This is a genomic window from Anaerolineae bacterium (genome assembly GCA_011176535.1).
Lineage (GTDB): Bacteria > Chloroflexota > Anaerolineae > Anaerolineales > DRMV01 > DUEP01.
The window spans coordinates 1-20,023 of the sequence record DUEP01000018.1; the positions used below are offsets into that span (position 1 = coordinate 1).

Consider the following 20,023-nt stretch of genomic DNA (forward strand, 5'->3'; position numbering starts at 1 on the left):
GAACGGCGCGGCCGGCCAGGCGGTGGCCGCCAGGGTTTCCAACTCGATGGCGGCCTGGCCTTCGTAGGTGATGCTTTCCCGCACGCCCAGCAGCGCGGCCACGGCGTCGAACAGGCGACCACAACTGGAGGTCAGGGGCGTGTTGATCTTCCGTTGAACCTGCCGGGACAGGGTGTGACGCAGCAGGGGGGCCACCCCCTCAAGCAGGGGGAGGGTAGGCGGTTCGCTATAGAGCAACCCCAGCAGCCCTAAGGCGATGCGGAGGGGCTGGCGGATGGCCGCTTCGCCGCCGGGAAGAGGGAACACCTGCCAGCGGCCCACCCGATGATACCGGCGCAGCGAAGCCACCAGGATTTCGCCCCCCCAGATGGTGCCGTCGGGGCCGTAGCCGGTGCCGTCCAGCGCCACGCCGATCGCCGGGCCGGTGACCCCGTTTTCGGCCAGGCAGGCGGCGATATGGGCATGGTGGTGTTGCACGGGTACGGGCCGCGCGCCGGGGGCCAGGTCCTGCAACGCCTCCAGGGCAGTCACGGTGAAGTCGGGATGCATGTCGTGGGCGATCAGGCCGGGTGTGATGCCGAAAAGTTCCTGATACCGGGCCACGCTTTCCGTGAAAAAGGCCCAGGTCTCGGCCAGTTCCAACTCGCCGATGTGTTGGCTGAGGAAGGCCAGGTCCCGCGCCAGCAGGCAAAAGGTGTTTTTCATTTCGCCCCCCGTAGCCAGCACGGGTGTGGGGGCCTCCACGGGGACCTCGATGGGTTGCGGAGCGTATCCTCGGGAGCGGCGGATGGGCATGGGACCCAAGGCGGTGACGGCCCACACGCTATCGTCCACCCGGTTATAGATGGGGCGATTGTGCCAGAGAAAAGCGTCGGCCAGGCCGGCGAGGTTGGCCCGTGCTTCCTCGTTGGTGCGGGCGATGGGCTCGTCCCGGCGGTTGCCGCTGGTCATCACCAGGGGGCGTTGGACCTCGTGGAGGAGAAGATGGTGCAGCGGCGTGTAAGGGAGCATCACCCCCACCCGCCGTTGTCCGGGGGCCACCAGAGGCGAGAGGTCGTTTCCTGGTAAAGGCTCCAGCAGCACAATGGGCGCAGAAGGAGAGGTGAGAAGGGCTTCTTCGTCTGGGGTCAGGCGGCAATAGCCCCGTACCATCTCCAGGTCGTGCATCATAAGGGCCAGGGGTTTATGGGGCCGTGTCTTACGTTCCCGCAGCCTTTGCACGGCCTGGGTGTCTGTGGCGTCGCAGGCCAGGTGAAACCCGCCCAGGCCTTTGACGGCCACGATGCGCCCTTCCCGCAGCCAACGGGCCGCGGTGGTCAGGGCTTTGTCCGAGCCGCGAACAGTGAGCCTCCGGTCGGCGGTCTCAAACCACAGATGTGGGCCGCAGGTCGGGCAGGCGTTGGGTTGGGCGTGGAAACGGCGGTTCAGAGGGTCATCGTACTCCGCCTGGCAGGCGGGGCACATGGTGAAGGCGGCCATGGTGGTTTGAGGCCGGTCGTAGGGAAGGGCGCGGATGATGCTGAAACGCGGCCCGCAGTTGGTGCAGTTGATGAAGGGGTAGCGGTACCGCCGGTCGCTGGGGTCGAACAGTTCCCGCAGGCAATCCGGGCAGGTGGCCACATCGGGTGAAACCAGGGTGAAGCCCTCCTCCGCCTCGCTGTGCAGGATGCGAAAGTCGCCGTCCAGGCCGGATTCGGGGATGAGGGAGCGGGTGATTTGGCGGATTTGGGCCAGCGGTGGGGCCTCGGCCTGCAGGGCAAGCGCGAAGGCGTCGAGGGCTGCCTGGGGGCCGGCCACGGCAATGTCCACGCCGCGGGTGTGGTTGCGCACCCAGCCGCGCAGTCCGTACCGCCGGGCAAGACGGTAGACAAAGGGGCGAAAACCGACCCCCTGGACAATCCCGTCAACATGAAAGTGCTCGGCGGGCATGCCCGGAACCTTTCCTTGATGATAGGGAGAGCGCCTGGGCTGCGGTAATTTCGGGCGCAAGCCCTGCCCTTGGTGAGGATCAGGTTATACAGAACCCAGATAGGCGTCAATCTGCTCTTGCAGCCAGGCGAGCCACCGGTCGAAACCGTCCCCCGTTTTGGCTGAGACGGGGAAGAAAGCCAGACCGGGGTTGAGGGCCTCGACGCCCTGGCGAAAACGCGGCACATCGAAGTCGAAATAAGGTAGGAGGTCGGTTTTGTTGAGCAACAGGGCCTGAACGCCGCGATACATAGGCGGGTATTTGTAGGGCTTGTCGTCCCCCTCCGGAACCGAAGCGATGAGCACATTGAGGTGGACGCCCAGGGGAAAGTTGGCCGGGCAAATTAGGTTCCCCACATTTTCGATGATGAGCACATCGGTGTGGTCAAGGTCAATCTTGGGGAGGGCGTTTTGCACCATGACCGCGTCCAGGTGACAGGCCCCGCCTGTGTTGATCTGCACAGCCGGGATGCCCGTAGCGGCGATGCGGTCCGCGTCCAGGGTGGAGGCAATATCGCCGTCGATGCCGGCCAGTCGGTATTTTCCTTTGAGGGCTTCCACGGTCCGCAGGATCACCGAGGTTTTCCCTGCGCCTGGAGAGGCCATGAAATTGATCGCGAAGGTGTGGGTTTTGTCCAGCAAGGCGCGGTTGGTCTGGGCCAACTGATCGTTGGCCTTGAGAATGTTCTCGACAACGGGAACGCGCTGGCTCATGGTGGCCTCCTTGAGGAAAGGGCTGCCTCTATTCTACATCCATACTTTCCAGACGGAATTCGTCCCCCTGGATGAGTTGGACCCGGCTGCTGCCGCATTGCGGGCAGGCCAGGTGCTCCCCGTCGGGGGAGTAGGAATGCCCGCAAATCTGACAGCGGAACACAGCGGGCACCCGACGGAAGTGCAGTTTTGCCCCTTCGGCCATGGTGCCCTGGGTGAGAATGTCCCAGTAGAACTGGACGGCGTCGTCCACAATGGTGGACATCTGGCCGATGACCAGATGAAGGGCCAGGATGCGTTTGGCTCCGGCTTTCTTGGCGTGTTCCAGCGCAATGCGCAGCAGGTTTTGGACGAACGGCAGTTCGTGCATGGGTGGAGGTGCCTGGGAAGGCAGTTCATGCAGCGGCTAAGTCTGGTCGGGCAACAACGCCTCGGACCGCTCCTCGCCGGGACGGATGACCCGCACGGCGGCCCGCACCAGGCGATCGCGGATGGCCAGGCCCAATCCCTCGCCGCCGAAGTCCCGGGTCAGGATCAGATCCAGCCCGGCGGCGTCCAGTTCGCGCAGGGCGCTGTACAGTCGCTGCGCCATGGCGGTGTAGTCGCCCTCGGCGCCCAGGCTTTCCATGGTCACGGCGGCGTTGCTCCAGTATTCGCGGTCCTTGTCGCTGACCAGCACGCCCACTTTGCGACCGGCGGTCAGCCAGCGGCGGCTGATCCCGTCCATGGCGTGCAGAGCCCACATTCGCGAGCCTAAAAAGAGCCACAGGGGGGTGTTGGGGGCGTAATGGCGGGGCAACATGCCCGGAGAGGGGGCAGGCCCCGGTGCGGTTACCCCGTCTGCCAAACCCACTTCCCCGATATGGGCCTCCAAGGTCTCTTTGGGGAGGCCGCCGGGACGCAGGATCACCGGTGGCCTTTGGGTGAGGTCCAGCACGGTGGATTCGACCCCCACGGGAGTGGGACCGGCGTCCAGGATGAGGTCGATCTGGCCACCGAGGTCATCCAGCACATGTTGGGCCGTGGTGGGGCTGGTGTGGCCGAAGCGGTTGGCGCTGGGGGCGGCGATGGGCACGCTGGCCGCGCGAATCAGCGCCAGGGCCACCGGGTGGGCGGGGCAACGCACGGCCACGGTGGGGCGCCCTGAGGTGACCTCATCGGGGATGGCGGATGCCTTGGGGAGCACCAAGGTCAGCGGGCCGGGCCAGAAGGTGCGTGTCAACTGCTCGGCCAACGAGGAGACTTCGCGGGCGACCTGTTGGAGGTCTTCTGCTGTGGCGACATGCACGATGAGCGGATCGTGACTGGGGCGTCCTTTGGCGGCAAAGATGCGCTGCACCGCCCGCGCGTCCAGCGCATTGGCCCCCAGGCCGTAAACAGTCTCGGTGGGGAAGGCGACCAGCCCGCCGCGGCGGAGGATTTCGGCGGCCTGGGCGATGCGCTGGGGATCGGGCCGCTCGGGATGCACTTGCCAAATACGGGTTGTCAGGCGTTTCACAAGGCCTCCTTTCCAGAATATCTTATCACAGCCTGCAAAAGAGGGGATGACCACCGACCCGTAGACAGGGCAACTTGGCTCTGCGCTGCCGGAGGCGGCCGCCCGCCTTGCCACCAGGCCTGCGGCAGATGCTGCCTTGGACCCCTTGCTGGCTGCGCTGGGAACGGCGCCCTTGCGCTCCTTTTGACACTTCCCGCTTGCTCCTTTATCATAAGTAGGACTGACGCAGTTCGAGTAAAATGAAAGGTATTGAACGCACCTAAGGTGGATGAATTGGACCATATACAGTTTCTCATGGCCGCCCGGAAGGTGTTGAGCACCACCGAAGCGGCGCGGATTCAAGCCGGGGCGCCCTATGCGCCGGCGCATGATGCCTACTACATCCCGCCCCCCGGGAGGAAGATGGATTTGAAAGGCTACGGCCGGGTGAAAGGATTCAAGACGGTGGCGAGGAATACCGGGCGACCGGCCGGTTGGACATAAGTGTCGTAGAGGCGGTGGCATATGCGCGGTGGGTGTGGCAGATGGAAGGGTGCCCCAAGGCTTGAAACCGTTCACCGGCATTGAACGAGGCCAATTCGGTGTGGAGAAGGCGCAGCGCAACCATATGGGTTTGGTCATTCGGGCTTGTCTCGCTCAGCCTACCATTACCCTCCCGGCGACTGCGTAACTCCTAATACGAAGGAGTGCGATGGTTGACCACAAGGACATCCACGGCTTGATCGTGTGGCTTCTCAAGGCCTTGGGCGCCTTGGGCCTGCCCGGGACCTCCCTGGCCGAGGAAGCAGTCAACGAGGCCGCCCAATACCTGGAGCAGCGCCGGGCCCACCGGGCCCTCCAGGATGCCCTGAACACGGCCGCGGACCGCCTGGCCCAGGAGGCCCAGCTATATGCCCAATGGGCCCCGGACATGCACGAGGCGTGGCAGCACCTGGCCCAGGCCCTCGCGCCCGGTCAACTCCCCTTGCGCGACTTGCCTTCCTTGCAAGAGGCCCTTCGCGCGGCCCTGGACCAGGCCGACCCTCACCCCCTCTTCCGGGCCGTGCTCTCTCACCTGCCCGCCTCCCTCCCTGAGGCGGTGCGGAAACAGGCGGGGAAGCGCTATCTGGAACTGGTGTGGGCCTACCTCTGGAAGCAGCCCTCGTGGCGGGAGGCCCTGCGGGACCTGGTGGTCCGGGAGATCCAGGACCGGCTGGAGGCCCTGGCCCGGGATCTGGACCGTCTGCCCGCGGCCACCGCCTTGGCGGTGATGGAGGCCCTGGAAGCCCAGGAGGAGCAGCGGGCCTGGGCCGCGCTCCACCCCGCGGTCCGGCCTCGGATCCGGGAAGGCCCCTTCACCTTGCACGAACTCAAGGCCCCGTACCGCTTGGTGCCCTACCAGGGCCGGGCCTTCCACCGGCTGCGGGACGAGCTGGTGGACTGGGCCCTGGACCTGGCGCAGGCCTCCGGCCGGGCCGGCCTGGCCTGGGTCCACGGCCCCGGGGGCGCGGGCAAGACCCGGCTCCTGGTGGAGGTCGCGGTGGCGCTGAAGGACCACGGTTGGCAGGCCGCCTGGGTTCCCCTCGCCCCGGACACAGAGGAGCAGGTCCGCCGGTATGCCCGCTTCTGGGCCCACCCACCCCTGCCCACCCTGCTGGTGGTGGATTACGCGGAGAGCTTCTCCGAAACCACCCTCGACCACCTCCTGACGGCCGTGGTGCACGAGGCCGACCGGCGCACCGTGCCCCTGGCCCTGGTCTTCCTCACCCGACACGGCCCTGCTCCACCCGGAGAGCCCCCGACCTCCCTGGAGCGCGTCTTGCAGCATTGGTCCACCCGGGGCCACCAGCCCCTGCGGAGCCATTTGGCGCAAACCCGTCGGACCCACGCCTTACCCCAGGCGGCCCAGGAGGAACGGGCGGCCTTCTTCCAGGCCGCGCGGGAGGCCTTTCGGAAGCGGCTGCTCGTGCCCGCCTCCGTCCCTGAGGTTACCTATCCCCAGGAGGCGCTGCCCCGCCGCCCCCTGGCCCTGGTGCTGTTGGCCTACCTGGCGGCCTGGGGCCGTCAGGTCCCCCAAAGCGAGGAAGAAAGGGCCCTGTACGAGGCCGTCTGGGCGCGGGAACGGCGCAAGTGGTGGGACGCCCTCGGCCGGCTGTTCCCCCGCGTGCAGGGGGAGAATTGGCTCATGGAGCAGGCCATGGGGCGTGTGGAAGAGGCCCTGGTGGCCGTGACCCTGGGCCGGGCCTTCGCCGGACCCTCCGAGGTGCGGGCCTTCTGGCAGGCCCTGGATGGGGAAGCCCGCCGCGAACCGACGCGCGAGGAACGGGAGCTCCGGGAGAAACTGGCCCACGTCCTGCCCCGTCTGGTCCCGCCCGACCCCCAAGGGGAGGCCTGGCTCTCGCCCCTCACCCCCGACCCCCTGGCCGATTGGGTGCTGGCCCGGCAGGGGCGTAGGCTGGAGGCCCTGCTGCGGGCCTCTTTGCCCTTCCAAGAGGAACCCGCAAGGGTTCTGCACCAGGCGGCCCGGGTGGTGCGCCTGGTGGAGCGCCTGGCCGGGTACCCGGCATCGGACCGGGCGTACCGGGACGCGGCCGCGGCCCTGAGCCGGGCCTTGTTCGCGGTCATGGAGGCCCGGGCGCGGGCCATGGAAGGCCCGGAGCGAGCCGCCTGGCTCTGGGCCTGGGCGGCCCTGCTGCCGCCGGAGCCCCAGGCCACCCTGCACTTGCGGGAGGCCTGGGTGCACTACGCCCAGGCCCGGGTCCGCCTGGCCGCCACCCCGGAAGACCGGGCCGCGGCCCTCAGCAACCTGGGGGTGGCCTGGAGCGCCCTGGGCCGGCGGGARRAGGCCCTGGCCGCCACYCAGGAGGCGGTGGCGCTGTACCGGCAGCTGGCCGAGGAGAACCCCGATGCCTTCCTGCCCGACCTGGCCAGGAGCTTGGGAGCACACGGCCTGGTGCTGCTGCAAGCCGGCCGTCCCGCCGAAGCGGCCGCGGCCTTGCGAGAAGGCCTGCAGCACCTGCTGCCCTGGGCCCGGGCGTGGCCCCAGGCCCTGGGCGCCTTGTTGGGAGACTTGTTGGCGGCTTACCTCACGGCGTGCCGGGCAGCCGGCCTGGATCCCGACGAGAGGCTGGTGCAACAGGCCCGCTCCGTGCTTTCCTAACCCCGCCGGTGGGGAAACGCCCGCTGCTCCCCTCGGTCGCCGTGGCTTCTTTCTCCCCCTCCTGCCCTTCATCCCCCACGCCCTCGGGAAGAGAGGGGCGGGGGCCGCAGGAGGAGAGCAGGTGGGCTAGAGGGCCTTGCTTATGCCAAAAGGCGTGCTCTATCTCCGCTGCCGGGCGTCACCTTGGGCCGCTCGAGCCCCTTTCCTTGGCGCGTGGTTAGGGCATGTGGGAGGAGTGATGTTCGCTGATCTGCCGTTCCCCTTGAGGGGTGCGGCGATAAGGGAAGCGGCGCCCCAAAAGACGGCCTCAGGGGCGTAGAGGGCAGCCACGATTTCGGGGTCACGGGCGCGGATGGCCTCGATCCGGCGCTCCGTCGCGCTTGGCATGCGGCGTTGGGCCTCGTCGAAAACCCGCGGGGCCGTTTTTTCTCTTTGAGCGATCCTCGGTGGGGGGGAGGCATTAGCACCTCCCGGAAATCAGGATGATGGACGAGCAAAGTTGGGGAGGTGCCGCGCCGGGCGTTACGCAGCGGAGGCGCCCAGGGAAGTCAAGGCCTCGGCCACGCTGAACGTACCTTCGTACAGCGCGCGGCCGACGATGACCCCGGCCAGCCCGGCCCGTTGGGCCGCGCGCAGGTCGTGCAGCGTGGCGACGCCGCCCGAGGCGATGACCGCCAGCCCGCTGGCCCGTTGAAGGGTCACGGTGGCTTCCAGGGCCAGGCCGGTCTGCAGTCCATCGCGGCGGATGTCGGTGAAGATCACGGTGCGCAGGCCCGTCGCGGCCAAACGCCGGGCGAAGGCCACGGCGTCCAGGTCGGTGCTCTCGGCCCAGCCGCTCACCTGCACCCGTCCGTCGCGGGCATCGATGCCCACGGCGACGCGTGCCGGCCCCCAATGGCGCAAGGCCTCGGCCACGACCCCTGGCCGGCGGGCGGCCAAGGTGCCCAGCACCACGCGGGCCACCCCTAGATTCAGGACCTGGGCCACGGCGTCCAGGCTACGCAGGCCGCCGCCGAACTGCACCTGGGCGTGAAAGCGGGCGGCCACGCGCAAGATGGCCTGCAAAGCGGCGCGGTTGGCGGCATCCTCCTGGCCGAAAGCGCCGTCGAGGTTGACCACATGCAGCCAGCGGGCGCCTTCCGCGAGCCAGCGCTGGGCGATGGCCGCTGGATCGTCGGCGTACACCTTTTGGCGGGAGGGGTCGCCCTGGCGCAGGCGCACCACCCGCCCCTGGCGCAGATCGATGGCAGGGTAAAGGGTGAACATGTCGGCGTCCTGGGGAGGATGGGGTTTCGTGCCCATGGGCGTTCAGTCCTCCTTGGCAGGCAGGTCGTCGAAGATGTGCTGGATGAAGTCGGGCCGCTTGATGCGCTTTTGATAGTTGGGGATCAACCGGGTGTAGGGTTCGTTGAGCAGGGGCGAGGCAATGAGAAAGTCCGCCGTGGCCCGGTTGGAGGCCGTGGGAATGTTGTAGAGCACGGCGATGCGCAACAGGGCTTTCACATCGGGGTCGTGCGGCTGAGGCTCCAGAGGGTCCCAGAAAAAGATGAGCAGATCGATGTCGCCTTCGGCGATGAGCGCCCCCAGTTGCTGATCGCCGCCAAAAGGGCCGCTCTTGAGGCGATGCACCGAAAGCCCCGTCGCCTTTTCGATGAGGGCGCCGGTGGTGCCCGTGGCGTACAGGATGTGTTTGCTCAGGGTCCCTTGGTTGAAGGCCACCCATTCCAGCAAGTCCTTTTTGCGCCCATCGTGGGCAACCAGGGCGATATGCTTTTGGGTGCGCAGGGGGATCTGGAAATAGTCGTTGTCCATCGGGCCTCTCCTTTTGTGGGTGACTCATCCTGGCCAGTGCAGGAAGTTCTTCAACACTTGCAGGCCAAAGCGCTGGCTCTTTTCGGGGTGGAACTGCACGCCGAGGAAGTTCTCGCGCCACACCGCGCTGGCGTAGCGCAGGCCGTAGTCGGTTTCGGCGATTATGTCTGCCTTATGGGTCGAAGCGCAATAGAACGAGTGATTGAAATAAGCGTATCCTCCCGCTTCCAGGCCGGACATGAGGGGGTTTTCCCGCGTCCAATGGACGAAGTTCCAGCCCGTGTGAGGGATCTTCAGCCCTTTGTTCCGGATCTCCGGGGGGAAGGCCACCACCCGACCGGGCAACAATCCCAGCCCTTGATGGATGCCCATTTCTTCGCCGATTTCAAAGAGCGCCTGCATCCCGACACAGATGCCCAACAGAAGTGCGCCGCGTTGTAGGCTTTCCAGCACAGCCTCTTGCAGGCCGCTTTGGCGCAATCCGTCCATGAAGTCGCCGAAAGCGCCCACGCCGGGCAGCACCAGCCGCTGGCCACGCCGCACGGTTTCCGGGTCGGTGGTGCGGGTGACCGAGGCCCCCACCGCTTCCAGGGCTTTGTGCACGGAGCGCAGGTTGCCGGTACCGGCGTCGATGAGCACCACAGCAGATTTCATGGGTTCTCTCCTTGTGCCAGGGGTTTGCGAAAGAGATACCACACCAGAAAACCCTTAGGCTTACGCCGGTGCCGTGTGGGCTCGGGAAAGCCAACGCCTTGTCCCAGGGCGATGATCTCCGCTGGCGTGTAGGCGTGGGTCAGTCGACTGATGCCGCCCCAGTGCTCCACCCGTTCGAACCAGGGCGCCACCCAGTGTGTGCCGTCCACATCCGCCAGCAGCAGCACCCCCTGAGGGCGCAGCACCCGAAAGATTTCGGCGAGCACTTTCTGGGGTTCCGGCAGACAGTGGAAGGTCATCACCAGGGTTGCCAGGGCAAAGGTGGAGGCGGCGAAAGGCAACGCTGGGGCGCTGGCCTGTACCCACCAGGGACGTCGTGGGCCGAAGACGAGCCGTTCGGGCTGGAAGCATTGGTAGGTGATGTCAATGCTTACCACCTGCCGCTCAGGCAATGTGCGGCTGAGGTACGCCGCGCCGTAACCCTGCCCGGTGCCGATTTCCAGCACCGGGCCTGGGGGCAGGGAGGGCAGATGGGCCAGGCCAAAGGCGTAGGCGCGGGTGGAACGCGCTGTGGGCAACTGGGCGAGGAGGGGTTTGAGCGAAAGCATAGGGCCTTGGTTTCCTCTTGAAAAAGGTGTTTCCATTGTACTGCAAAGGAGAAGGGAGAACGGGTTTTCCGCTGCGCGCGGGGTGTGCTATCATGGGGGCCGTGACAGAGCAGCCAGGCAGAAGGATGCCCCTCGGTCGGTTGACCAAATATGTGTGGTTGGGCCTGTTGGCGCAGTTGGTGTGGGGGAGTTATCCACCCACGGCCAAACGCGCCCTGATGGAAGTGCCCAAGTTTTCTTTGTTGCTGCTGGCCACGACGTCCTCCACAGGGGTCGGATTGTGGATCATGTGGCGGGAGGAAAAGCGCTCCTCTGGCGAGGTGATCCGTTTTCTTTTTTATGAGAAGGTGCTGTGGGCGCTGGCTTTTTTCGTGGTGCTGCGTTCGGTGACCAATCTCTTTGCCATCGACCTGACTCACGCCACTTGGGTGCAGTTGATCTATCTGATGACGCCTTTCGCGGTGGCCATTCTGGGCACCCTGTTCTTTGGTGAGCCGACGCCTCCGTACACTTACCAGGCCCTGGCCCTTTCCACGCTGGGCGCTGCGCTGACGCTGATCGAGGATTGGGGCGATATTTGGGCGGGGTTCACCTCGCAAGATGTTCTTGGTCTGGGCGTAGCCGGGCTCTCCATGCTGGCCCTGGCGACTTACTTTCAGTTGGTTCGCCGTAGCAGCCGCCGGGAGGCCGGGCGGGGTCTGATCATGGTGCAACAGGGGCTGGCGATGAGTCTCACTTATCTCTTTTTGGGCCTGCTGACGGGGGAGTCCTGGTCGCCCTGGCGGCATGTCAGTTCCACTGGGTGGCTGGTCGTGCTGTGGGTCATTGGCGGGGTGTTCATGCTGGGCAATGTGCTCCAGGTCACCGCCCTCAGTGGGGCCAATGCCGCGCTCATCACCAGCCTGATGCCCTTGCGCCTGGTTTCGGCCATTGCCCTGGGCTGGGGGTTGTTGGGGGAGCGGCTGGCCACCCCCTGGCAGTGGCTGGGCGCGGTGCTGGTGCTGGTCACGGTGTCGGGGTATCTGTGGCTCCAGGCGAGGAAGGAGTAGCGAATGGCGAAAGACGATTTGCGTATTGCGATTGACGAGGGTTACAACGCTCCTTTGGTGGAAGGGATGGCCCCGCCGCGGCGGGGGTCCAGGGCGGTGGCGGCGTCCAGGGCACGGGCCAGGGCTTTGAACAGGGCTTCGACCTGGTGATGGTCGTCGCGTCCGTAGAGCACCCGGGCGTGCAGGTTGCAGCGGGCGGTCACGGTGAAGGATTCCAGGAAGTGCGACCACAGGCTGTTGGGGATGCCGCCCACGCTGGGGCCATGCCAGCGCGCACGCACCACGGCATAGGGGCGTCCGGAGAGGTCTACGGCCACGAAAGCCAGGGTCTCGTCCATGGGCGCATAAGCGTGTCCCATGCGCACGATGCCCCGGCGGTCGCCCAGGGCCTGGTCGAAAGCCTGGCCCAGGGTGAGCGCCACATCCTCCACGGTGTGATGGGGGTCGATTTCCAAATCGCCTTTGGCGTCGACGGTGAGGTCAAACAGCCCGTGTACGGCCAGATGACGCAGCATGTGATCGAGAAAGGGCAATCCTGTGGCGATGCGGTGCTGGCCGCGACCGTCCAGGTTCAGGCGGATGGCAATGCGGGTTTCCGAGGTTTGGCGTTGGATTTCGGCCTGGCGTGCGTTCATCGTATCCATCCTTGCGCCACGAGCAACTCGGCGTTGTAGACGGCCCCGCCGGCCGCGCCGCGCACGGTGTTGTGGGAGACCACCACGAATTTCAGGTCCCAGATGGGGTCGGAACGCACCCGCCCTACCACGGTGGTCATGCCGCTCCCCGTCGAGGCGTCCAGGCGCGGTTGGGGCCGGTCCGGTTCGCGGCGCACCGCCATCACCGGGCGGGGGGTGGAGGGGAGGTCGCGGGCGATCTCCGGGGGCTGGTAGGCCTCCAGGACGCGGACCGCTTCCTCGGGGTCCTGGGGGGGATGCTCCAGGGAGACGGAAGCCACCACGGTGTGGCCGTCCACCACCGGGACCCGGTTGGTGTGGGCCGATATCCGCAGATCCTTCAACCGGATCCCCTGGGGGGTGACCGCGCCCAGCATTTTGCGCGGTTCCCATTCCACTTTCTCCTCTTCCCCTTTGATGTAAGGGAGGACATTGCCCACGATGTCCAGCGAGGCGACACCAGGGTAACCGGCCCCGGAAATCGCCTGCATGGAGGCCACGAAGGCGGCCTTCAGGCCGAAGGCGGCGTCGAGGGCTTTGAGGACCACGCTCAGGCCGCTGCTGGTGCAGTTGGAGTTGGTGACGATGCCGGCCTTCCAGCCACGGTTGGCCTGCTGTTGGCGCAGCACGGCTAGGTGGTCGGCGTTGACCTCGGGGAGTAAGATGGGGACATCGGGCTCGCGGCGGAAGGCCGAGGCGTTGGAGCATACCCAGATGCCCTGGGCGGCCAGTTGTGGCTCGACCTCGCGGGCCACCTCGCTGGGCAGGGCCGAGAAGGCCAGCGCCACGCCTTTCAGGCTCTCGGCCGTGGTGGGCAGCAACGGCATCGCAGCGGCCCAGGCGGGCAGTGGTTCGGAGAGCAGCCAGTGCACGGCCTCGCCATAGCGTTGGCCCTGGCGGCGGGCTGAACCCGTGAGGGCCACCACGCGGAACCAGGGGTGTCCGTCCAGCAAGCTGATGAAACGTTGCCCCACCGTGCCAGTGGCCCCCAGCACGGCGACGGGGATGGGAACAGACGGTGCAGGTGCTGAAATCTTGGAAGATTGCGCGTAGGACATGGCTTCACCTCGTGAGGGGATGGGGTGGAACACCGTGATTCGCTAATCGCCACTCGTCACTTATTCTTCTCCCTTCGCCTTCGTCAGCCTATGCACCGCGCGCACGGCGGCTTCGGCGTCAGTGGCGGCGACCACGAAACTGATGGCCACCTCGGAGGAGCCCTGGGCGATGGCGAGCACGTTGACTCCGTCCTGTCCTAAGGCGGTGAAAATGCGACCCGCTACGCCGGGGGTTTGCTGCATCCCGGCGCCGACCACGGTGACGATAGCCACAGGGGGACTGACCAGGATGCGGTCGATGTCGCGGCAGGCGATTTCCGGGGCGAAGGTCTCCTCCAGGGCGGAAGCGACGATTGAGGCCGAGGCTTCGGGCAAGGCAAAGGTGATGCTCTGCTCGGAAGAGGCTTGGGTGATCAGGATGACGCTGGTTCCAGTGCTGGCCACGGCGCCGAAAGTGCGGGCAGCCACCCCGGGCACGCCCAGCATACCCCGGCCTTCGACGGTGACCAGGCGCAGGTGGCGGATCAAAGTAACGGCCTTGATCGTGCCAGGCACAAATTCGGATTGAGTCACAATGAGGGTGTCAGGGCCAGCAGGGTCGAAGGTGTTGCGCACTCGCAATGGGATGCCGCGCTCCACCACCGGCCGGATGGTTTTGGGGTGCAGCACTTTGGCGCCGAAGTAGGCCAGTTCGGCCACCTCGCGATAGGAGAGGCGGGGCAGGGTGCGGGCGTCGGGCACGATGCGGGGGTCGGCGCTCATCACCCCGTTGACATCGGTGTAGATGTGCACCTCGGCGGCGCCCAGGGCCGCGCCCAGCAGAGCAGCGGTGTAATCGCTGCCGCCACGGCCTAAAGTGGTGGTGACCCCCTTGGGGGTGGCCCCGATGAAGCCGGTGACCACGGGGGTGATCCCCTGTTCCAACAAAGGCAGCAAGCGCTCTCGGATGCGCGGCGTGGAGGCGGCCAGGTTGGGTTGGGCGTTTTGGAAGTTGGCATCGGTGACGATCAGTTCGGTTGCGTCCACGGCTTGAGCGGGAACGCCCTGGGCCTCGAGCACCGCGGCCAGGAGAGGCGCGCTCATCCGCTCGCCCAAAGAGGCGACGGCGTCGTAAGCCCGAGGCGTGACCTCGCCCAGCACGGCGATGGCCGAGATCAGCCGCCGAAACGTTTCCACCCGTTGGCGCACGGCGTCCAAGGCAGACGCCTGGGCGTCCGGGGGGAGCAGCGCGGCGGCGATGGCGCGGTGGGCTTCCAAGATGCGTGCGGCGGCGGCCGCGCCCCGCTTGCCGTTGGCGCCCTGGGTGGCGGCCCGGGTGGTTTCGAGGAGCAAGTCCGTGATGCCGTTGAGTGCCGAGGTGACGACCACCACCGGGCCGTGCTCTCGGCGGGCCTGGGCGACGACCTGGGCTGCCTGGCCCATGGCCTCAGGCGCGCCTACAGAAGTGCCGCCGAATTTAAGGACAAGGGGTCGGGGCATGGTCAGGCTCCTTCTTTACTCGAGGATGACAGAGCGGCCTCGGTCTTCTCGGTCAGGCGTTCGAGAGCCGCCAATAGTCGGTCGGTGTCTTGCGGGCGCCCCACGGAGATGCGGATGTGGTCCTTTAAGCCCGGCGTGGCGAGGTAGCGGATCAAGATGCTGTGCTCCTCGGCCAGCCGACGGCGCAACGCGGCGGCGTCCCGCCCCACCACACGGCAGAGGATGAAGTTGGCCTGGCTGGGGTACGGCTCCAGATAGGGGATGGCCTGCAGGGCGCGGAAGAGGCGCTCCCGCTCGTGGCGCAGGTGAGCGACGACCAAGCGGCGCTCGTCCAGGTCGGCCAGCGTGGCGCGGGCGGCCTCCTGGGCGGCCACGTTGACGTTGTAAGGTTGCTTGGCTTTCCATAGCGTGGGCATCAACCAGGCGGGGAAGGCGCCGTACCCCACCCTTAGCCCGGCCAGCCCGGCCCATTTGCTGAAGGTGCGCAGCACGATGAGGTTTTCCCTTTGGGGCACCTGGGTGATGCGGCTGACGGTACGGCCCAGGTCGGCGTCCGCGAACTCGATGTAGGCTTCGTCCAGCACGATCAGGGTGGGCAGGTCGAGCAGGGCGTCGAGCACCTGAGGGGAGGGGAGGGAGCCGTCGGGGTTGTTCGGGGTGGCAAGGAAGAGCAGTTTGGGGCGGTGTTCGGCCACGGCGTGGCGGATGGCGTCGAGGTTGAGGGCGAAGCTCTCCCCTCCCCCTTCTCCCTTCCCCTCCCTTACCGAGGGAGGGGAGGGGGAGGCCGCGCCGAGTGTCTGGTCCGAGCGCAGTCGAAGACCGGGCGAGGCGCGGCGGGGGTGGGGAGAGATCCGTGGCACCTCGACCACCCGCGCAGCGTTGAGCCGGGCGTCGAAGGCGTACATGCCAAAGGTGGGCGGGCAGGTCAACACGGCATCGCCGGGTTCGAGCAGTACCCGCATGAGCAGGTCGATGAGTTCGTCAGCGCCGGCACCCACCAGCAGATGTTCGGCCGGTACACCGGTGAAGGCGGCCAGGGCCTGACGCAGGGAGCGGCTTTCGGGGTCGGGGTAGATGTGGGCGTAGCGTAAGTCAGCCAATGCGCGGCGGGCCAGCGGCGAGGGGCCGTAGGGGTTTTCGTTGGCGTCCAGTTTGACGATGTCCTCGGGAGCGCGGCCCAGTTGGGCGGCGCGCACTTCAAAGGGCTGCACCGGCGTGTAGGGCGGCAGGGCGTCCAGGTGCGGCCGGGGGGAAAGGAAAACGGCTTGTGAAGTCATAGGGTACACCTCTCGGCGGATGTGAGAGAACGCGTGGTGGTATCGCAAGGCTGCTGTGTATCAGGACGATGTGAGTGTGCTGTGGCGGCGCTACCCGTTCCTGGCGAGGGGGATGGACCCGGTTCATGGGGTCAACGCGGAGCCTCTGTTGGTCCAGAGCCTCCAGGGTATGGTCGACGCGGTGGTCCAGGTGGATATGTTGCGCATTCATCATGATGCCCCGGATCGTAAGCGGGTGTGTGTTTGCGGCTCCGAAATGTACTGGTGGGTCGATGCTGATGGCCAGTTGAGCCGTTCGGGTGGGGCGTTGATGATCACGCTCACCCTGCGGCGAGCGGACGGACGGTGGTGCGCACCGATGAGGTCACGGAAGCGGAGTTGCCGTTCTCGAGGGGCCGCTGTAGGCTCCGCTATTATCCTGACACCGACATGTTGCTCTTTTTTCGGTGGGGGCTGCTATGTCGAAGAGGCGTCAACAAGGTCAGTGTTGTCTATTCTCGCCCGTGCTGCTGCGGCATGGGCATCCAGACCTTCCGCGTCGGCGAGGGTGACGGCCGTGGGGGCCAGATCGCTGGCGGTGATCGGGTCCAGGGCCACCAGGCTGACAATCTTCACGAAGTCCCAGACATTCAGCGGTGAAGCGAAACGCGCCGAGCCGCCGGTGGGCATGACATGGCTGGGGCCGGCCACGTAGTCGCCCAGCACCTCGTAGGAGTGTTCGCCCAGGAAGACGCCGCCAGCGTTGACGATGCGCTCGGCCAGGCGCCACGGTTCGCGCACCGAGAGGGCCAGGTGCTCGGGGGCGTATTCGTTGGCCAGGTCCACGGCCTCGTCCAGGTCGCGGGTGAGCACGATGCCGCCGCGGAGTTCCAGGGAGGCGGCGATGATCTCCGCGCGGCTTCGCATAGTCATTTGATGCGCCACTTCAGCCTGCACAGCCTCGGCCAGAGGGCGCGAGGGGGTGAGCAGGATGGCCGAGGCTAACAAGTCGTGCTCGGCCTGGGCCAACAGGTCGGCGGCCACCCAGGCGGGGTTGGCGCTTTCATCGGCGATGACCAGGGTCTCGGTAGGCCCAGCCAGGCCGTCGATGCCCACCACACCGAACACGCGGCGTTTGGCCAGGGTGACGAACAGGTTGCCCGGGCCGAAAATCTTGTCCACCGCCGGCACGCTTTCCGTGCCGTAGGCCAGAGCAGCGATGGCCTGGGCCCCGCCCAGGGTGTACACCGCATCCACACCGGCGATGGCGCAGGCGGCCAGAATGGCAGGATGCACATGGCCGAACGCGGCGGGGTTCCCCCGATGGGGTGGGGTGACCACCACCACCTGGGGCACACCGGCCACCCGTGCCGGGATGGCCGACATGAGCACCGTGGAAGGCAGCGGGGCCGTGCCGCCGGGGACATACAGGCCCACCCGCGGGATGGGGCGGATGAGTTGCCCCACGGTGCCGCCCAGGTCCTGGGTGATCCATGAGGTCAGCGGCTGCTTTTTGTGGAAGGCCCGGATGCGCTCCGCGGCGACTTCCAGCGCCCTGCGGGTGGCTTCCGGCAGGGACCCCAGGGCCTGTTGCCAGACCTCGGGGGGCACGGCAAACCCCTCCAGGTCCAGCCCATCCAGTTTCCGGGTCCATTTCCGGAGGGCCGTATCCCCTCGGGCGCGGACATCCCCTAAAATCCGGGTCACAGCCTCCTCCGGAGTCAGGGGTTCGCCGAAAATCCGGGCGATGCCCTGTTTTACCCGCTCGCTGATCGGGAATTCGTCGGGCGGTGTGCGTTTGAGGATGGTCTTGCGAGCGGTGGGGACGTCATAAATCCGTAGCATGGTTTCGCTCCTTTCGTCGTTCGCCATTCGCTATTCCCGCAGCGCTTCCAGCATGGCTTTGTACCTTGGCGGCTCTTCCTCGAAGATGTAGGTGACCGGGGTGACGATGATGCCGCTGCCGCCGATGGCGCGCAGGTCGGCGATGGCGTCGGGCAGTTGGTCGCGGCGCACCACGATGCTGACCGCGTACCACGGGCCGCCCTCGCGCACGTAGACCGGGCTGATGGTGGGGCCTTGCAGGCCGCCGATGGTGGGGCGGGTGAACATGCGTTGGGCGATGGCTTCGGGGCTTTCGCCGCGCATGTTGGCGATGACCAGCAGGTTCTCCTGGGCGCGCAGGTGGGCTTCGATGTACTCCAGCAGGCGGCGGGCCATGGCCAGCACTTCGGGGCGCTGGCGCAGCGCCTCGCGGTTGGCGATGAGCACGGCCTGAGAGGGTTGGATGGCGCCGTCGGACAGGGGGCGCAGACGGTTGTCGCGCAGGGTCTGGCCGCTGGAGACCAGGTCGCTGATCAGGTCGGCGTAGCCGATGGCCGGGGCGGTCTCTAAGGTGCCCTCGGCGGCGATGAGACGGTGGGGGATGGCGTGACGGTTCAGGAAAGCGCCCGTCAGGTTGGGGAATTTGGTGGCCACCCGCAGCGGCCGGCCCAGGCGCGCCGCGTGGGCCCGCAGGTCGTCCAGGGAATGCACCGGCCAGTCCTCGGGCACGGCCAGGGTGAGCGTGCTATGGCCGAAGCCCAGGGCCTCATGGAGCACGAGTACCTGACCGTTCTCGCCGCGCTTTTCGGCCACCAGGTCGAGCCCGGTGATGCCGAAGTCCACGCTGCCGTCGCGCACGCTGACCACGATGTCGCCGGCGCGCTGGAAGAGCACGGTCAGGTCGGGCAGAGCGGGGATGCGGGCGATGTATTGGCGGGGGTTGGGTTTGTCCACCCGCAGCCCGGCCGCGGCCAAAAAATCCAGCGCGGCCTGTCCTAAGCGTCCCTTGGAGGGGAGGGATAGACGAATTTGGGAATGCGTCATGGTCGGTATCCTTTGATGTGAAGGGAGAGGATAAAGAAAACCCCCGGCACCAAGTTGTACCGGGGGTGGTTTGCGTAAATCACAAAATGGTTGTGAGCTATGTCCACGCACGCACCAACCACCACCCGGTTGCGGGGGTAGTCATACCATGGTGGTGGTGAATCATCGTGGTGCGTAGCATGAGGCGATTATACGCGGTTCTGGCGTATCTGGCAAGGGGAAAAGGATAAAAAGCGGGGCTTTTTAGGGGCAGGGAGCAAGGGCAAACCATCATCCGGCAGAGCGGCAACTTTGCGACAGGCCTCCGGAAGATAGGCAGCCGGTATCCAGCCTCGCAAGAGCGTGAGGGCCACAACGGCCGGCGCTGACGGGCAATCCGGCCACACCATGGCGCCTGCGGCCAACCAAACGCTGTCGCCAGATAGGCCTGCATATCCTCTTCACACCAAGGCGATCCACAAAGGGCGTTCCGCCCATCGTCCACGGCCTTTCACCACCTTTTGCCAATGCGGTGGGGTGGCCAATCCCACTTTGAAGAAACGGAGCCAATCTTCCAAAGCCGCTTTCAACACCGGCTGATTGTCCTTCAGCAGGCTGATATAGTCCCCCTTTTTTCCACCACCTTTTGTACCAGGGGGCTTTCAGCAGGCCCGCATGGGCGCTCACCCCTTTCCCGGCTAACGGCACCCAGCAAGGTCAGAGCGGCGGCCAACTCATCGCCTCCTGCAACCTCCCGCTGCCCCACCACCCCGCGCAAAATTTGCCCCGCCATGGTGAGCACCTGCAAGGCTTGCTCTCCGCGCCGGCGTCGGCTCCCCCGCAGCGTTTTGCCATCCAGGGTATAGGCGGCTTCGCCTTTCCAACCCAGTACCTACGCCCGCACCACGCCCTCCAGCACCCCCGCATCCCGTTTCCGTACCACCCGCCAAAAGGTCGCCGGGCTGGGAAGATGCGGACGCGCCCATAACCCCAACGGCATGAAGTTCACCAGGCGTTGCTCCCGCTCTTTCGCCCGTGGCCACATCCCTAACAACGAATTCTCGCCGTGCATGGCGGCTAACATGAGCACCGCCAACATGCCGTACCGAGGGTATACCCTCTCATGACGGGACCGCGGGGCGGGCATCATACGCAATTGCTCCAACAAGGAACGCTTGCCTTTCTTTCCTGCCATCTTGACCTTCAAAGTTCGCAAGACACGAGGAAGGCCCTTTTTGTATACCACATTGTCAGAATTTTAAAAGCC

Annotated in this window: 18 protein-coding genes; 3 read left to right on the top strand and 15 right to left on the bottom strand. The window is 66.3% G+C overall.

All coding sequences use genetic code 11. From position 1 onward, the window contains the following. The 4 genes from hypF to G4O04_03465 form a co-directional block, all read right to left on the bottom strand. Positions 1-1,929, bottom strand: a 1,929-nt coding sequence (hypF, locus tag G4O04_03450) for a carbamoyltransferase HypF (GenBank protein ID HEY57585.1), incomplete at its 3' end; no start/stop codon positions are given. Positions 1,930-2,013: 84 nt separating this feature from the next. Further along, positions 2,014-2,682: a hydrogenase nickel incorporation protein HypB gene (gene hypB, locus G4O04_03455; GenBank protein ID HEY57586.1), complete on the bottom strand. Its 669-nt coding sequence runs from the start codon at positions 2,680-2,682 to the stop codon at positions 2,014-2,016. A gap of 28 nt (positions 2,683-2,710) precedes the next feature. After that, the gene (hypA, locus tag G4O04_03460; protein HEY57587.1) at positions 2,711-3,052 is read right to left on the bottom strand and encodes a hydrogenase maturation nickel metallochaperone HypA; all 342 of its coding nucleotides are present in this window, start codon (positions 3,050-3,052) and stop codon (positions 2,711-2,713) included. Between the two features lie 36 nt (positions 3,053-3,088). Next, positions 3,089-4,150 (bottom strand): threonylcarbamoyl-AMP synthase, encoded by a 1,062-nt coding sequence (locus tag G4O04_03465; GenBank protein HEY57588.1) that lies wholly within the window; start codon positions 4,148-4,150, stop codon positions 3,089-3,091. 303 nt (positions 4,151-4,453) lie between these two features. Here G4O04_03465 and G4O04_03470 point away from each other — a divergent pair, with 303 nt between their 5' ends. Both G4O04_03470 and G4O04_03475 read left to right on the top strand, forming a co-directional pair. After that, positions 4,454-4,663 carry a hypothetical protein gene (locus G4O04_03470; protein ID HEY57589.1) on the top strand — a complete coding sequence of 70 codons (210 nt, stop codon included), beginning with the start codon at positions 4,454-4,456 and terminating at the stop codon, positions 4,661-4,663. A gap of 208 nt (positions 4,664-4,871) precedes the next feature. Beyond that, positions 4,872-7,319 (top strand): hypothetical protein, encoded by a 2,448-nt coding sequence (locus tag G4O04_03475; GenBank protein HEY57590.1) that lies wholly within the window; start codon positions 4,872-4,874, stop codon positions 7,317-7,319. A gap of 522 nt (positions 7,320-7,841) precedes the next feature. Here the strand turns inward: G4O04_03475 and hisA are convergent. The 4 genes from hisA to G4O04_03495 are packed head-to-tail and all read right to left on the bottom strand — an operon-like array spanning position 7,842 to position 10,393. After that, the gene (gene hisA, locus G4O04_03480) at positions 7,842-8,585 is read right to left on the bottom strand and encodes a 1-(5-phosphoribosyl)-5-[(5-phosphoribosylamino)methylideneamino]imidazole-4-carboxamide isomerase (GenBank protein ID HEY57591.1); all 744 of its coding nucleotides are present in this window, start codon (positions 8,583-8,585) and stop codon (positions 7,842-7,844) included. Between the two features lie 42 nt (positions 8,586-8,627). Then, the gene (locus G4O04_03485; protein HEY57592.1) at positions 8,628-9,131 is read right to left on the bottom strand and encodes a methylglyoxal synthase; all 504 of its coding nucleotides are present in this window, start codon (positions 9,129-9,131) and stop codon (positions 8,628-8,630) included. Positions 9,132-9,155: 24 nt separating this feature from the next. Then, positions 9,156-9,785, bottom strand: coding sequence for an imidazole glycerol phosphate synthase subunit HisH (gene hisH, locus G4O04_03490; GenBank protein HEY57593.1), 630 nt, complete (start codon positions 9,783-9,785; stop codon positions 9,156-9,158). Further along, positions 9,782-10,393 (bottom strand): class I SAM-dependent methyltransferase, encoded by a 612-nt coding sequence (locus tag G4O04_03495; protein HEY57594.1) that lies wholly within the window; start codon positions 10,391-10,393, stop codon positions 9,782-9,784. Before G4O04_03495 ends, hisH begins: the two co-directional genes overlap by 4 nt. A gap of 140 nt (positions 10,394-10,533) precedes the next feature. Here G4O04_03495 and G4O04_03500 point away from each other — a divergent pair, with 140 nt between their 5' ends. Then, entirely contained in the window at positions 10,534-11,442 is a 909-nt protein-coding gene (locus tag G4O04_03500; protein HEY57595.1) for a DMT family transporter, read from the top strand. Between the two features lie 41 nt (positions 11,443-11,483). Here G4O04_03500 and hisB read toward each other — a convergent pair whose 3' ends face one another. The 7 genes from hisB to G4O04_03535 form a co-directional block, all read right to left on the bottom strand. Then, complete coding sequence (hisB, locus tag G4O04_03505; protein ID HEY57596.1) at positions 11,484-12,077, bottom strand: imidazoleglycerol-phosphate dehydratase HisB; 594 nt, start codon at positions 12,075-12,077, stop codon at positions 11,484-11,486. Then, positions 12,074-13,174, bottom strand: coding sequence for an aspartate-semialdehyde dehydrogenase (gene asd / locus G4O04_03510; protein HEY57597.1), 1,101 nt, complete (start codon positions 13,172-13,174; stop codon positions 12,074-12,076). The genes hisB and asd overlap by 4 nt, the downstream gene beginning before the upstream one ends. A gap of 60 nt (positions 13,175-13,234) precedes the next feature. Then, a complete protein-coding gene (locus tag G4O04_03515) occupies positions 13,235-14,653 on the bottom strand; it encodes an aspartate kinase, monofunctional class (GenBank protein ID HEY57598.1) in 1,419 nt (472 codons plus the stop codon). A 2-nt stretch (positions 14,654-14,655) separates the two neighbouring features. Beyond that, positions 14,656-15,930 (bottom strand): aminotransferase class I/II-fold pyridoxal phosphate-dependent enzyme, encoded by a 1,275-nt coding sequence (locus tag G4O04_03520; GenBank protein ID HEY57599.1) that lies wholly within the window; start codon positions 15,928-15,930, stop codon positions 14,656-14,658. A gap of 456 nt (positions 15,931-16,386) precedes the next feature. After that, positions 16,387-17,754 (bottom strand): histidinol dehydrogenase, encoded by a 1,368-nt coding sequence (gene hisD, locus G4O04_03525; GenBank protein HEY57600.1) that lies wholly within the window; start codon positions 17,752-17,754, stop codon positions 16,387-16,389. 30 nt (positions 17,755-17,784) lie between these two features. After that, positions 17,785-18,777 carry an ATP phosphoribosyltransferase gene (gene hisG / locus G4O04_03530; protein ID HEY57601.1) on the bottom strand — a complete coding sequence of 331 codons (993 nt, stop codon included), beginning with the start codon at positions 18,775-18,777 and terminating at the stop codon, positions 17,785-17,787. An 871-nt stretch (positions 18,778-19,648) separates the two neighbouring features. After that, positions 19,649-19,951, bottom strand: coding sequence for a transposase family protein (locus G4O04_03535; protein HEY57602.1), 303 nt, complete (start codon positions 19,949-19,951; stop codon positions 19,649-19,651). Between the last annotated feature and the right edge of the window lie 72 nt (positions 19,952-20,023).